The sequence below is a fragment of the Gardnerella sp. DNF01180P genome, from assembly GCF_049244205.1.
GTDB classification, from domain to species: Bacteria; Actinomycetota; Actinomycetes; order Actinomycetales; family Bifidobacteriaceae; genus Bifidobacterium; species Bifidobacterium swidsinskii.
Map to the genome: position 1 here is coordinate 891,092 of NZ_CP058386.1, position 13,169 is coordinate 904,260.

Annotated in this window: 11 protein-coding genes; 3 read left to right on the forward strand and 8 right to left on the reverse strand. The window is 40.5% G+C overall.

Annotated features, from left to right (window positions below):
* Window positions 1-153 precede the first annotated feature (153 nt).
* Window positions 154-837 carry a DUF4190 domain-containing protein gene (locus tag HXT40_RS03470; protein ID WP_004111526.1) on the forward strand — a complete coding sequence of 228 codons (684 nt, stop codon included), beginning with the start codon at window positions 154-156 and terminating at the stop codon, window positions 835-837.
* A gap of 90 nt (window positions 838-927) precedes the next feature.
* Here the strand turns inward: HXT40_RS03470 and HXT40_RS03475 are convergent, their stop codons facing one another.
* The 6 genes from HXT40_RS03475 to HXT40_RS03500 form a co-directional block, all read right to left on the reverse strand.
* Complete coding sequence (locus tag HXT40_RS03475) at window positions 928-3,519, reverse strand: ATP-dependent Clp protease ATP-binding subunit (protein WP_421777154.1); 2,592 nt, start codon at window positions 3,517-3,519, stop codon at window positions 928-930.
* Window positions 3,520-3,670: 151 nt separating this feature from the next.
* On the reverse strand, window positions 3,671-5,059 hold the full coding sequence (locus HXT40_RS03480; RefSeq protein WP_421777155.1) for a DUF3027 domain-containing protein: 1,389 nt from the start codon (window positions 5,057-5,059) through the stop codon (window positions 3,671-3,673).
* Between the two features lie 17 nt (window positions 5,060-5,076).
* On the reverse strand, window positions 5,077-5,466 hold the full coding sequence (locus HXT40_RS03485) for a cold-shock protein (protein WP_012914139.1): 390 nt from the start codon (window positions 5,464-5,466) through the stop codon (window positions 5,077-5,079).
* Between the two features lie 191 nt (window positions 5,467-5,657).
* On the reverse strand, window positions 5,658-7,604 hold the full coding sequence (locus HXT40_RS03490; RefSeq protein WP_012914138.1) for a sensor histidine kinase: 1,947 nt from the start codon (window positions 7,602-7,604) through the stop codon (window positions 5,658-5,660).
* 2 nt (window positions 7,605-7,606) lie between these two features.
* Window positions 7,607-8,347, reverse strand: a complete 741-nt coding sequence (locus HXT40_RS03495) for a response regulator transcription factor (RefSeq protein WP_004111521.1) — start codon at window positions 8,345-8,347, stop codon at window positions 7,607-7,609.
* Between the two features lie 78 nt (window positions 8,348-8,425).
* Window positions 8,426-9,331: a hypothetical protein gene (locus HXT40_RS03500; RefSeq protein WP_102703073.1), complete on the reverse strand. Its 906-nt coding sequence runs from the start codon at window positions 9,329-9,331 to the stop codon at window positions 8,426-8,428.
* 51 nt (window positions 9,332-9,382) lie between these two features.
* Here HXT40_RS03500 and HXT40_RS03505 point away from each other — a divergent pair, with 51 nt between their 5' ends.
* Complete coding sequence (locus HXT40_RS03505) at window positions 9,383-9,676, forward strand: WXG100 family type VII secretion target (protein ID WP_004111519.1); 294 nt, start codon at window positions 9,383-9,385, stop codon at window positions 9,674-9,676.
* Window positions 9,677-9,782: 106 nt separating this feature from the next.
* On the opposite strand, the gene groL is transcribed toward HXT40_RS03505, so the two are convergent.
* Both groL and HXT40_RS03515 read right to left on the reverse strand, forming a co-directional pair.
* Window positions 9,783-11,408, reverse strand: a complete 1,626-nt coding sequence (gene groL, locus HXT40_RS03510) for a chaperonin GroEL (RefSeq protein WP_012914136.1) — start codon at window positions 11,406-11,408, stop codon at window positions 9,783-9,785.
* A gap of 200 nt (window positions 11,409-11,608) precedes the next feature.
* Window positions 11,609-12,277 (reverse strand): LytR C-terminal domain-containing protein, encoded by a 669-nt coding sequence (locus HXT40_RS03515; RefSeq protein ID WP_102703072.1) that lies wholly within the window; start codon window positions 12,275-12,277, stop codon window positions 11,609-11,611.
* 127 nt (window positions 12,278-12,404) lie between these two features.
* Between HXT40_RS03515 and HXT40_RS03520 the strand changes: the two genes are divergently transcribed.
* The gene (locus tag HXT40_RS03520; protein ID WP_004106746.1) at window positions 12,405-13,121 is read left to right on the forward strand and encodes a uracil-DNA glycosylase; all 717 of its coding nucleotides are present in this window, start codon (window positions 12,405-12,407) and stop codon (window positions 13,119-13,121) included.
* The last annotated feature ends 48 nt before the right edge of the window (window positions 13,122-13,169 follow it).

The window sequence follows — 13,169 nt, forward strand, 5'->3', positions numbered from 1 at the left end:
TTGTGAAACTCGTAACTGAACCTTTTATCCTCATAGTTCGAAAAAAATATTGCTTTTTTTTTTAAGTGAATAAACTTTATTGTGATGTATGCAAATTTTGGGGCTGACTCTAATTTTGCATAATTTTCAAATCGAATTAAGAAAGGAAGAAAGATGAATGGGGAGAATATGGAAATGCCTCCAGTGAATAATGATAACAATAACAAGCATTTGAGTGGGCTTGGAGTATCTGCGCTTGTATTGGGTATTATTAGCATTGTATTTTCTGTAGTTCCAATTATTAACAATTTGTGCATAGTGTTGGGAGTTCTAGCAATAGTTTTTGCTGGATGCTCTTGGAAATCAACTGGTAAAAAAGGACACAAGCGTGGTCATGGAATGGTAATCGCTGGTCTTGTTCTAGGTATCCTTTCAATAGTAATTACTTTATCTATGCAAGCAAGTTTTAGTGCTTCTATAGATAAAGCTAAGTCTGGCTTAGATAAAGCAAGTAAAAAGCTAGACAATATGGCAAAAGGTATTGCCAATGAGAATGCTAAAGAGATGAAGATTCAAGTTAAGGGCACTGCTCCAACTGATATTAACTTATTAGTTTCTGGTTCTAACAGCAATGAAAGCACAAATAATGGTGTTTGGGAGAAAGTCTTTACTGGCAAGGATGCTCAAAAGGATTGGACAATCATGGCATCGCCAAAAATAGACGTTGATAATCCAACGCCAGACAATTACAAAGTTGAATGTTCAATTACTGTTGATGGCAAAGAAGTGTCTCATAAGAGCGCAACTGGAACTTCTGCTAATGTAATGTGCACTGCGTCTGACATAACTGCTAAGTAATTTATACGTTTTTATAAAATTTATTCAAACAAAAGCCCGACGAGTTTACGCGCCGGGCTTTTAGTGTATTCAGTTAGTTATTGTGTAACTTTACTTATTCTTATTGCTATCTTCTTTAGCTGCGCTATCTTCTTTTTCGCTATCTTCAGACTTATTATCCTCAGATTTATTTTCTTCAGTAGCAACAGCAGCAGTTGTGTCTATTGTCTCAAACTTTTCGCCTTTAATTGTGAACTCCCCCAGCAATCCTTCGCCTTCAGCATCCACCTTAATGTGTTCGCCGTCAGAAAGTTCACCAAGCAAAATCTTTTCAGAAATAGTATCCTCAATATCTCGCTGAATTACGCGACGCAACGGACGCGCACCAAGCAAAGGATCGAAGCCTTTCTGTGCAAGCAAATTCTTAGCGGCATCCGTAATTTCTAGAGACATGTGACGGTCAAACAGCCTGTCGTTAAGCAACTTCACGTCCATGTCAACAATTTTACGAACTTCTGGCTCTGTAAGCTGACGGAACACAATAGTGTCGTCCAAACGGTTTAAGAACTCTGGACGGAAATGACGCTTAAGCTCAGAATTAACCTGATCTTTCATGCGCTGATACGTGGAATCAGCGTTATTTCCAAGTGTAAAGCCAGTGTTTGCAGCCTTCGCAATATCGCGAGTACCAAGATTTGTGGTAAGAATAATAATCGTATTCTTAAAGTCCACTTTTCTACCCTGACCGTCTGTTAAGTGACCGTCATCGAGTACTTGCAAAAGCGTGTTGAAAATATCTGGATGAGCTTTTTCAATCTCGTCGAAAAGCACCACAGAGAATGGCTTTCTGCGAACTTTTTCAGTAAGCTCGCCGCCTTCTTCATATCCAACATATCCAGGAGGAGCACCGAAAAGCCTAGACGCAGCGTACTTTTCTGCAAACTCTGACATGTCAACTCTAATTAAGGCATTATCGTCATCAAACAAGAAGTTTGCGAGTGCCTTGGCAAGCTCAGTTTTACCAACTCCAGTAGGACCAGCAAAAATAAACGAGCCAGAAGGACGTTTAGGATCCTTCAAACCAACTCGAGCACGACGAATCGAGCGAGCTAAAGCAGACACAGCTTCATCTTGACCAACAATACGCTTGTGAAGTTCAGATTCCATTTGAAGAAGCTTCTGTGATTCCGCTTGAGTAAGCTTTACTACAGGAATGCCTGTGGTGCTCGAAACAACGGAAGCAATCATGTCTTCATCAACAACCATCTTGACGTTAGACTCGCCTTCGCGCCAAGCCTTTTCCTTCTCTGCAGCTTCATTCTCAAGCTTTTCTTGATCGTCGCGAAGATTGGCAGCTTCTTCAAAATCTTGCTGCTTGATTGCTTCATCTTTCTTTTCGGAAATCTTAGCAATCTTATGGTTTAATTCTTTGAGCTCAGGCGGCTGAGTCAAGCGCTTAATACGCAAGCGCGCACCAGCTTCATCAATAAGATCAATAGCCTTATCTGGAAGGTGACGATCTTGAATGTAACGATCAGAAAGCTCAGCAGAAGACTGTAAAGCTCCATCGGTAATAGTTACATGATGGTGATTTTCGTAGCGAGAACGCAATCCTTTAAGAATCTCGATAGTTTCAGCAATTGTAGGTTCTGGAACTTGAATCGGCTGGAAACGACGCTCCAAAGCAGCATCTTTTTCAATATACTTGCGATACTCGTCAGTAGTAGTAGCACCAATTGTCTGTAGCTCTCCACGCGCAAGCATTGGTTTAAGTATATCGGATGCACCAAGAGCTCCATCAGCAGAACCTGCTCCAACAATAGTGTGAATCTCATCAATAAAAAGCACAATATCGCCGCGTGTTTTAATTTCTTTAAGCACTTTTTTCAAGCGCTCTTCGAAATCGCCACGGTAGCGAGATCCTGCAATCATTGAACCTAAGTCTAGAGAATAAACTTGCTTATTTTTTAACGTTTCCGGCACATCGCCTTCAACGATTTTCTGTGCGAGACCTTCTACAACTGCAGTCTTACCAACTCCAGGCTCTCCAATAAGCACAGGATTATTCTTCGTGCGTCGGCTAAGTACAACCATAACGCGTTCAATTTCTTCAGAACGACCTATAACAGGATCAAGCTTTCCTTCTTGCGCTTCAAATGTTAAATTGCGTCCAAATTGATCAAGAAGAGCAGAGCCGGATTGATTTCGCTTATCTTGCACACTTCCAGCATTAGCTAACTCGCCCTTCTCGCTACCATTAGGAGCATTATCTCCACGAATTAAATCAACAGTAGTGCTTCGCAAGTCTCCAAGATCAACTTCCATCTTTATAAGTACTTGCGTGCCCACACCTTCGCCTTCGCGTATAAGCCCTAGCAAAATATGCTCAGTACCAATATAACTGTGACCAAGCTGAAGAGCTTCGCGCAAACTCAGTTCAAGCACTTGCTTAGCGTGAGGCGTAAAAGGAATATGACCAGCAGGCGAAACAGTGCCTTTGCCAATCATCTCTTCAACCTGTTTGCGAGTGCCTTCTAGGCCTACGCCTTTTGAGCTTAACGCTTTCGCGGCAATGCCCTCACCTTCGCGAATAAGCCCGAGCAAAATATGCTCAGTACCAATATAATTGTGCTGAAGTGAGCGAGCCTCTTCCTGAGCTAGCACAATCACGCGTCGTGCGCGATCAGTGAACCGTTCAAACATAACTGCCTTCCGTTCTTTTCTTTCATTCCATGGTAACGAGTCGCCATGACGCGAAGCGTCGTATATATTTATTCATTCGTACAGCATTCCATAGCATCACAATAATCATGAATGATGAACCTAAATATTCATATTCTCGTTTCTTGCATAATTACTTATGTTGTCTGCGAGATTTTCTTTTATATAATCGCATTGATGTGAATGCTGTAGTTTTTGAAGTGTCTTCAGATTCTTGTGACTCTTCCACTTTTCCTGTTAACGGTATTTCTTCTGTAACAGAATTTTCGTCTACTAAGTTTACTTCTGAAGAATCAGGATAATCTGTATCTTTTTGGGATTTTTCAAATTTTTCAGATTCATTAGCTACAGTCTCTTCAATTTTTTCAGTTTGATTTTCAACTTCAATTTCGCGATTTTTGTCATCATTATTTTCATATGATTTTTCGCCAATAGTTGAATTGTCTATTAAATCAGATTCAGATAAATTATTTTGTTCATCGTTGTCTGTTGAGACTTCTCTTTTGTTGCGCAATTTTGAATCTAATTTTCTGCGCTTACGACGATGCATCTTACTGTCTTCGATTGCTTCCTCAATAAGCTCAACGTCTGCTCGCTCATCTCGTGGAGCTTGTTGCAAAATGTCAATATGATAATCGTCGTATGCAGGCTCAGATTGAATCCAAAGCTGCGATGGCTCAGGTGGTTCAATGTCAGAATGCTCACCACAAGCATGATCAAGCGATACAACTCGCCCATCGTCTGGGCTCCACATGTTTGCGCATACGCCAAACATAGAGCCTAAACTTCCAGCTAGAGGAATGAGGAATCCGCATGATGAACATGCTTTGCCATCGGCAATTTTTGTAGATAACGACTTTGGGCCATGTTGACCTGCGTACCAGCGTTTAGCTGTTTGCGAAATTGCTTCCGCAGTCATTACTCGTCTGCGAGACAGTCTTAGCGTTGAAACAGCTTCTTCAAGATCTTCGTCAAAATCATTATTTGCATCGCAAGATTCTTGATTTTGATTAATATCTTTTTCTGCGTTTGCGTTTGTGTCTGCATCTTCTTCGCTAGTATTAGCTTTAGCGTCATCTTCAGTTTTAGACTCAGAATGATCATCTGAATTTGTTGATTCTATATTCTTTTCAGAATTATTATCATCAATATTATTTACTTGGCGGAAGCCATCTTCTAGTCGAGAATCGTCTTCAGATGTGCCAATAGAGTCCATTACAGAAAGATCACTTGGTTTCAAGCGGTCTTTCCACGGAATCCATGGTGGTGAAAGCAAAGAATTTTCAGTAGGAACAAGCGTTGATTCGTTCACGGTCCAACGTTGCGTTTCTTCATCATGATACAACGTAACTGACCACTGCCAGCCTTCATACCCAACTAAATTGCTTACGAAACGAAAGTCTGTAACTCCGTTGCCAAGCTCTATAGAAGATACAAAATCTCCTACTGCATCAGTACGTTCTGAAGTTTCCACAGCTATACTTCTAGCTAGTTCTTGTGGATCCATCACTTCATCAGTCATAAATAATATTCCAGACACTATTCCTGAACGTCAAAATTATCTGCCACTGCACGCAACAATGTAGCAAGTTTTTTGCTTTCAGCAGTTGATGGGTAATGACGTCGACGCAAACCATTACCAGCAGAATCAAGAAGCTTAATAAGATCTTCTACAATAGCTGCCATATCTTCGGCTTTAGGACGAGTAGCCTTTACAAGCGATGGTGCTGTTGCAATAACATTCAAGCCCATAGCCTGTGGTCCTTTGCGACCTTCAATTACAGAAAACTCAACTCGTGTACCCTTGTGTAAACTTTTTACAGTAACTGGCAATGCTGCTGCTGGCAAGAAAACATCCTTACCATCATCTCCAACAATAAAGCCGTACCCCTTCTGCGTATCGTACCAACGCACGCGCCCATTGGGCATAACACACCTCACTCCAAATAATTCTCATTTCGCACGCTGAAGTGCACAAGGCATAAAGTATCAGCATATGCGATAGGTTTATAGATAGTGTACCAAATATTGTTATTACTTGTTTCCTTATTACATTGTAGCGCATACACGCGGGCAATAAAATTTTTTTAACCTACGCAAGTGTTGCTAATGCCAATATTTTAATCGCTAACAATTTTAGAAGGCTCATCGATTTCATTAACTGGCAGAACTACAGTAAGAGTTAGGCCATGAGCTTTAACATCTATTTGCTCAGACCCATCCATAGTGTCATCAAGATTAGTTTTAGAATTGGTCGATGCTTCTAATGGAGAAGATATAGTTGCGCAAATAAAACCATGATGTGCTTTTACTACAGATTGCGCAATTGCCATGCCCAAGCCAGTTCCACCTTTTTCTCTAGCTCTTGATGGGTCAGCAATATAGAAACGCTCGAAAATTCTAGACAATGATTCTTCTGGAACTCCAGGGCCATGGTCAACAACTCGAATTACAGCATACTTATGACCCGTATCAGTAGATTGGCTGACTTCCGCTGCTTCCAAAAACTCCTTCAGTGATTCTTTTACAGAAGGTAATTTAGATAATTCATTTGGAGTTATAGACGCCTTCATAACTCCTACTGCAATTTCTACAGGAGAATCAACAGGGGTGTATCTATGAATATTTCCTACGATATTTGTCATTACTTGGCGTAATCTAGCACCATCACCGAGTAGCGTAACAGTTGGAAGTGTACCAACATGGAATTGGAGCTTACGCTCAAAATCGCAATTTGTGCAACTCATAAGCTTCCACTCATCCGAAATAGTTAAATAGCCTTGTTGAACGGATCTAGCAGGATCAAGAGCATGTAGATCATTAGCCGCGTCAGAAAGTATTGGAGATAAGCTAACTTGCTGTGAAATATTAATTCCACGACCCTCATCAAAACGCGCCAAAGAAAGCAAATCTTCTACTAGTTCAGTCATTCTCTCGCTAGAAGCCTTAATGTGGGCAATAGAGTCATCTGCTCTCTCCTGCTCTCCTGGCATGTTGCGCCACATTGTATATAACTCAGCATATCCATGAATTGCAGCTAATGGAGTACGTAATTCATGACTTGCATCTGAAACGAATCGCTTCATTTTTTCTGTCATATCTTCTTGCTCATTAAATCCTCTTTCAATACGAGCAAGCATAGAGTTAAGAGAAGCTGCTAAAGATCCAACCTCAGTATTTTCAGGAGCAGATGGAACTCGTTTGCTTAAATCTCCAGAAGCAATTTTTGAAGCTGTTTTTTCAATTCGTTTTAACGGTCTTAAAGCTGATTGAATAATAATTGCTGAAAATACTGCTCCAAACAAAATAACTGCAATACTCACCATTATACAGTAACGAGTAAGTGTGCTAACGGTATCAATTTGATCGCTAAGAGATAAAGCAATATAGACATAACCGCTAACACTTAACTCTGAATTATAGCTATTTTTTTGACCCCACGTTAATACTAAAACTCTCCATGGAGCTGTTGCAGCCTTTTTAGTGATTGCATCGACTTTATTAGTATTCCCCTTGACGATTGCAGGTGCTGTGTAAGGCTTGTGGGTAACAATTTTTTTACTATCAAAACCGTCTGCAGGAAGTTTAGGAACCGAAACAACCGATCCTTTAATTGGTATTAATGGAGTAGAAATAATTTTATTATGCGTATCTCTAACTTGCATAAAGTAATTATTTGGACCTACTGAAGATTGATTTGAGTTTTTCATGCGCAATGAATCAACATTGTCATAAACAAATTGCGCTTGACTTGCTAATTGTACATCAGTTTTTTCTAGCAAATAATTTCCTACGAGCTGCTGAATTGATAGTGATATGCAAAAAGCGGCTACAGTTAAAATAGCGAGAGTACATGCAACTAAACGCGTACTCAGTGGTATTGCATTTATGCGACGACGTAGCCAGCAGGTTTTACGAGGCTTTTTGTTTTTTTTGTTATTTTCACTTAGCTCTATCGCAACACTTTTTCCAGCAGTTCTAACATCTGAATCATCTTTAGAGTTATTATTTGTGCTGTTGCTAATAGTTGATTCAGCGTTATTGTAGTTATTATTACTAGATTGCATGATCAGGCTTGACCTGCCTTAGGCTCTCGAATCATATAACCGATGCCACGTTTAGTTTCAATAAGAGGAACTACTTTTTGCTGTTTTCCTGAATCATCAGTAATTTCAATGCCATCAATCTTCTTTCTTAAATAAGAAATATAAGATTCAACGATTGCTGCGTCTCCGCCCCAATCGTACTGCCATACGTGATTCAAAATCTGGCTTTTTGACAGAACTCGACCTTCATTGTCCATAAGATAATGAAGTAGTTTGTATTCAGTTGGGCTAAGTTCGATTGGCACGCCACATCGAGTTACGTCATGAGAATCCTCGTTAATCTCAAGATCCGCAACTTTTATAATATGAGTTTCTTCATCAGGTTCTTGTGTTCTGCGAAGAATTGCTCGTATTCTTGCCACTACTTCTTCCAAGCTGAATGGCTTTGTAACGTAGTCATCTCCACCAACGGTTAGACCCATAATTTTATCTTGTGTATCGTCTCTTGCAGTTAGGAACAATACAGGAACTTTAATTCCATTTTGACGAATACGCCTCGTAACAGTAAAACCATCAATATCTGGGAGCATAACATCCATAACGATAAGATTTGGATTTACTCGTTCAATTACTTCAACAGCTTCTGAGCCGGATGCAGCAGTTTCTACTTCAAACCCAGCAAAATGCAAAGATGCTACCAAAAGTTCACGGATTGATGGCTCGTCATCGACCACGACAATAGATGCTTCAACGTTCTTACTCATATTGATTAGCATCACTTATCAAGCTGAATGTTTCCTGAATAATTGCTGAAAATAAAACAAGTTATCGAATATTTTTGTCTACCTGTGACGAGCGTGCCTTCTACGAGCTTTTCTAACACCAGCAAGTATTTGACGTTGTATGCGATTCTTTCTAAACAGAATAATCGCGACTATTGAGAATAATGCCAACAATATTAATAGCATAATAATTGTAGAAATAAGACTTGCAGAAGAAGTTGTTGACGTACGTTTTGCACGCATTATTTGTTTCATCATCATTATTGCAGATTGATCCCAATGCGTTCCAGTTGTGCTTACTAATGGCTTATAAGCTGCATCGGATAACGAGTCTACAGTATTTTTATTTTTGAGCCATTCATCGGAATTAGGCGAAACAGCTACAACTAATCTTCCATCATGAGTTGCTACTGCAAGCAGCACAGTATTTTTAGCTGGAAGCGTACTAATCAACAAATCACTAGCCCATTTTGATGGATTTTTTGTATTTCCAAAAGTAGACAAATATAAGAGCCTAACATTTACTCCTGTACGCTTTTTTGTTGTCTCAATCATGTCAGCAACTTTACTGACAGAATCCCCAAGCAAATTTTCTGTGTCTGTTATTGAGTCTGTTGCAACTATTCCAGAATTTTGCTCATTACTTTCAGCATATGCATTAATTGTATTTACTCTATTTAAAGGTAAAAATATGAGCGAATTTATTGGAAGAGTTGGAAGAATAAAAGAAAAACTAAATAAAAATGCCATTAATAAAAGCAATACGCGTTTAGCTAAAAATAGTTTTGAATGAGAATGCTGGTAGTTAAAATTTGCAATACGCGTGCAAGTTAAGCTTTTAACCACATTGGTGCATGAATCTTTTTCGTAGTTTTTTGATGGCATATATTCATAATAGCGTGACATCACACAAGTAAAAGTAGCATTATAAAAATCCTTGCTTAATTTATTTGGAATGTTTCGCAAAATAATTTATAAAAAGCGTTTATTTAGACGCAAAACAAATGGAGGGGAAATATGGCACAATTTCGAGTTGATTCAGAGCAAATTCAGCAGGCTGCGGCAGCCGTTGGAACCTCGGTTAGTGCAATTAGAGATGCAGTCAACGGGATGTATACCAATTTACAGCAATTGCAGAGCGTGTGGACTGGATCGGCGGCTACACAATTTGCGTCGACCGCTCAGCAGTGGCGAGCGGCGCAACAACAAATGGAACAATCATTAGAAGCAATTCAGCAAGCTATGCAACATGCGTCAGGAGTGTATCTTGATGCGGAAGCTCAAGCTACTTCCCTATTTGGAATGGGCTGAATAGTCTGAATAATCTAATGAAATATAAATGGCGGTATACTTTACTTGTGAGCATACCGCCATTTACTATGAGCTATTCAGCTATAAAATTTTTACAACTTTTAATTTAGTAGCCCATGTCGGCACCAGCTTGTGGTGCTGCAGCTGGTTTTTCTGGCTTGTTAGCAACCACAGCTTCAGTGGTTAAGAACAAACCTGCAATAGAAGCAGCGTTCTGTAGAGCAGAACGAGTTACCTTAACTGGGTCAGTAACGCCAGCAGCCATCAAATCTTCGTAAGTGTTGGTTGCAGCGTTGAAGCCTTCGCCTTCTGGAAGCTCACGCACCTTGTTGAGCACAACATCTCCAGAAACGCCAGAGTTCTGAGCAATCTGCTTGATTGGAGCTTCTACAGCGCGGAACACGATTGCAGCACCCGTCGCTTCTTCGCCCTTAAGCTCTGTGATTGCTTGAGACTTTTCAATCTTTGCAGCAGCCTGAACCAAAGCTACGCCACCGCCTGGAAGCAAACCTTCCTCAATAGCAGCCTTAGCGTTACGAACTGCATCTTCAATACGATGCTTACGCTCCTTAGCTTCAACTTCAGTAGCAGCGCCAACCTTAATAACAGCAACGCCGCCAGCAAGCTTAGCAAGACGCTCCTGAAGCTTTTCGCGATCGTAATCGGAATCAGTGTTCTCGATTTCTGCGCGAATCTGAGCCACGCGAGCATCAACATCTTCCTTAGATCCAGCACCAGAAACGATAGTTGTTTCATCCTTAGAAACAATAACCTTAGCTGCGTGACCAAACACAGAAGCGTCGATAGAATCGAGCTTTAAGCCAAGGTCGTCAGAAACAACCTGTGCACCGGTCAAAATAGCCATATCTTGAAGCATAGCCTTACGACGATCGCCGAATCCTGGAGCCTTAACAGCAACAGTGTTGAAAGTGCCACGAATCTTGTTCAAAACAAGTGTTGGCAATGCTTCACCATCAACATCTTCAGCAATAATAAGCAATGGCTTGCCAGACTTCATAACAAGCTCAGCGATGTGGACGATATCCTGCTGGCTTGAAACCTTGCCAGAAGTGAGCAAAATGTATGGATCTTCAAGAACAGCAGTTTGATCGTCAGCGTTAGTGACGAAGTAAGGGGAAATATAGCCCTTATCAAAGCGCATACCTTCAGTGAAGTCCAAGTCAAGACCAAACTTGTTGTTGTCTTCAACTGTGACAACACCATCCTGACCGACCTTATCCAAAGCTTCAGCAATCTTTTCGCCAACTTCAGGATCAGCTGCAGAAATCGTAGCAGTAGCAGCAATCTGTTCCTTGGTCTCAACATCCTTTGCAGAAGCAAGCAATTCCTTGACGATTGCTTCAGCAGCCTTTTCGATGCCGCGGCGAAGAGCGATTGGGTTGCTTCCTGCAACAACATTCTTCAAACCTTCATGCACCAAAGACTGTGCCAAAACAGTAGCAGTTGTAGTACCGTCGCCTGCAACATCATCAGTCTTCTTAGCTACTTCCTTAACAAGTTCGGCGCCAATACGCTCGTATGGATCTTCAAGATCGATTTCCTTAGCGATAGAAACGCCATCATTTGTGATAGTTGGTGCACCGTAAGTCTTATCTAATACAACGTTGCGACCCTTTGGACCAAGTGTAACTTTAACAGTGTCTGCAAGCTTATCCAAACCGGCGAGCATACCCTGGCGGGCGTCTTCCTGGTAGGCAATAATCTTTGCCATAGTTCCTCCACATACGTTATTTATGAACTTTTCACTGCAATCTTGAGTAATAAGCCGTCAGCTGCTTATTATCACTCTCAAGGCTTGAGTGCTAATTTGAAGATTAGCACTCTATGTACCCGAGTGCCAACTTTTTTGGCGTTTATACATAAAAACCGGTTAGAAAATAATTCTAACCGGTTATTTTTATGCGAAAAATATTACTTGCAAAGCACAACTACAATCGGAGAAACGATTTGTTTTTCATTTTCGACAGCACTAATACCTAAAGTCTTTGCAATATCTTCAGCTGCAGCTTTTTGTGAATCGTCTTTATACCAAACAACAGACTCGCCTGGGACTTTACCAGTTGGATTTCCAGCTGTCACATTTGCGTATCCCGCTTGCTTTAACTTATCTGCGCCAGCAGCAGCATGACCGCTTATCTTGGTTGCGTTAAGAACTTTCACAGCAACTGATTTATCTAGTGAAGTTTGCGTCTTAGAATCATTTGCTGAATTATCCTTAGAGTCACCAGCATCTTTCCTATCTGATTTATTTTCTTCAGATTTATTATCGTCGTCATCTTCGCCTTCAGAAGATTTATCTTCGTCGCTTTTAACCGACTTTTTGTTTTCAGAAGTCTTAGAAGGCGATGCTGATTGAGATGATTGTTGCTGATGATTCCAAGGCAACGGAAGATGTGAGATTTCGCCAGAAGCGATAGCCCAAACCAAAACACCAACAACCGCTGCAACAATTAATGCAACAAAATAAGGAAGTATTACGGCATACCACGCAGGATTTCCACGATGAACTCCAATCGGTCCCTCTGGTGGCTCATCAAAAGCATCAGGCGTATACGACACGTTCTGATTATTTCGCGCCATAATTGCACTCCTTATAAAATCATTTAAACAATAATGAATCTATACTATCTAATGCTTAGCACAAAGCACAAATTTAGAAAATTTGATTGGTTTCCTTTTATGGTATGCCTTGACATACAGTAGCAATATGAATCCTCAAAATATTAAACCTTTAAACGAGCTAATGGATCCTGATTGGGCTGAAGCATTAAAGCCAGTTGAGCCACAAATACGCGCAATGGGAGTATTTTTGCGAGAGCAGATAGAAAGCGGACATCATATTCTTCCTGCTAGCCACAACATTTTGCGTGCTTTTTCTATTCCACTAAAAAGCATTAAAGTTTTAATTGTTGGCCAGGATCCATATCCAACGCCGGGCCATCCAGTAGGCTTAAGTTTTTGCACAGCTGCAAAAGTGCGCCCACTGCCAAAAAGTCTCATAAACATTTATAAAGAATTAGTAAACGATTTAGGTGTAGAAACTCCAAAAAGTGGAGATCTAACACCGTGGACCAGGCAGGGTGTGATGCTTCTTAACAGATGTTTAACTGTTGAGGCCGGTAAGGCAAATAGCCACCAAGGAAAAGGTTGGGAGCCTGTAACCGATGCAGCTATTCGAGCATTAAACAATAGAACTGATTGCAATGGTAATCCATTGCCGCTTGTAGCTATTTTATGGGGTCGTAATGCGCAAAGTTTGGCTCCTTTGCTGACGAATGCAACTCTTATTACTTCAGCGCACCCAAGTCCTCTTTCTGCAATGCGAGGATTCTTTGGATCGCATCCATTTTCAAGAGCTAATCAGGCCTTAATTAATATGGGAGTTTCGCCAATTAATTGGTCCCTAGATTCTCAAGAAATCTAATTGTCTTAAATATTGCAAATTATCTTATAAAGACAATAAAAATGCCAT

Coding starts and splice junctions, on each gene's coding strand:
- HXT40_RS03470 (WP_004111526.1), top strand. CDS start 154: ATGAATGGGGAGAATATGGAAATGCCTCCAGTGAATAATGATAACAAT.
- HXT40_RS03475 (WP_421777154.1), bottom strand. CDS start 3,519: ATGTTTGAACGGTTCACTGATCGCGCACGACGCGTGATTGTGCTAGCT.
- HXT40_RS03480 (WP_421777155.1), bottom strand. CDS start 5,059: ATGACTGATGAAGTGATGGATCCACAAGAACTAGCTAGAAGTATAGCT.
- HXT40_RS03485 (WP_012914139.1), bottom strand. CDS start 5,466: ATGCCCAATGGGCGCGTGCGTTGGTACGATACGCAGAAGGGGTACGGC.
- HXT40_RS03490 (WP_012914138.1), bottom strand. CDS start 7,604: ATGCAATCTAGTAATAATAACTACAATAACGCTGAATCAACTATTAGC.
- HXT40_RS03495 (WP_004111521.1), bottom strand. CDS start 8,347: ATGAGTAAGAACGTTGAAGCATCTATTGTCGTGGTCGATGACGAGCCA.
- HXT40_RS03505 (WP_004111519.1), top strand. CDS start 9,383: ATGGCACAATTTCGAGTTGATTCAGAGCAAATTCAGCAGGCTGCGGCA.
- groL (WP_012914136.1), bottom strand. CDS start 11,408: ATGGCAAAGATTATTGCCTACCAGGAAGACGCCCGCCAGGGTATGCTC.
- HXT40_RS03515 (WP_102703072.1), bottom strand. CDS start 12,277: ATGGCGCGAAATAATCAGAACGTGTCGTATACGCCTGATGCTTTTGAT.
- HXT40_RS03520 (WP_004106746.1), top strand. CDS start 12,405: ATGAATCCTCAAAATATTAAACCTTTAAACGAGCTAATGGATCCTGAT.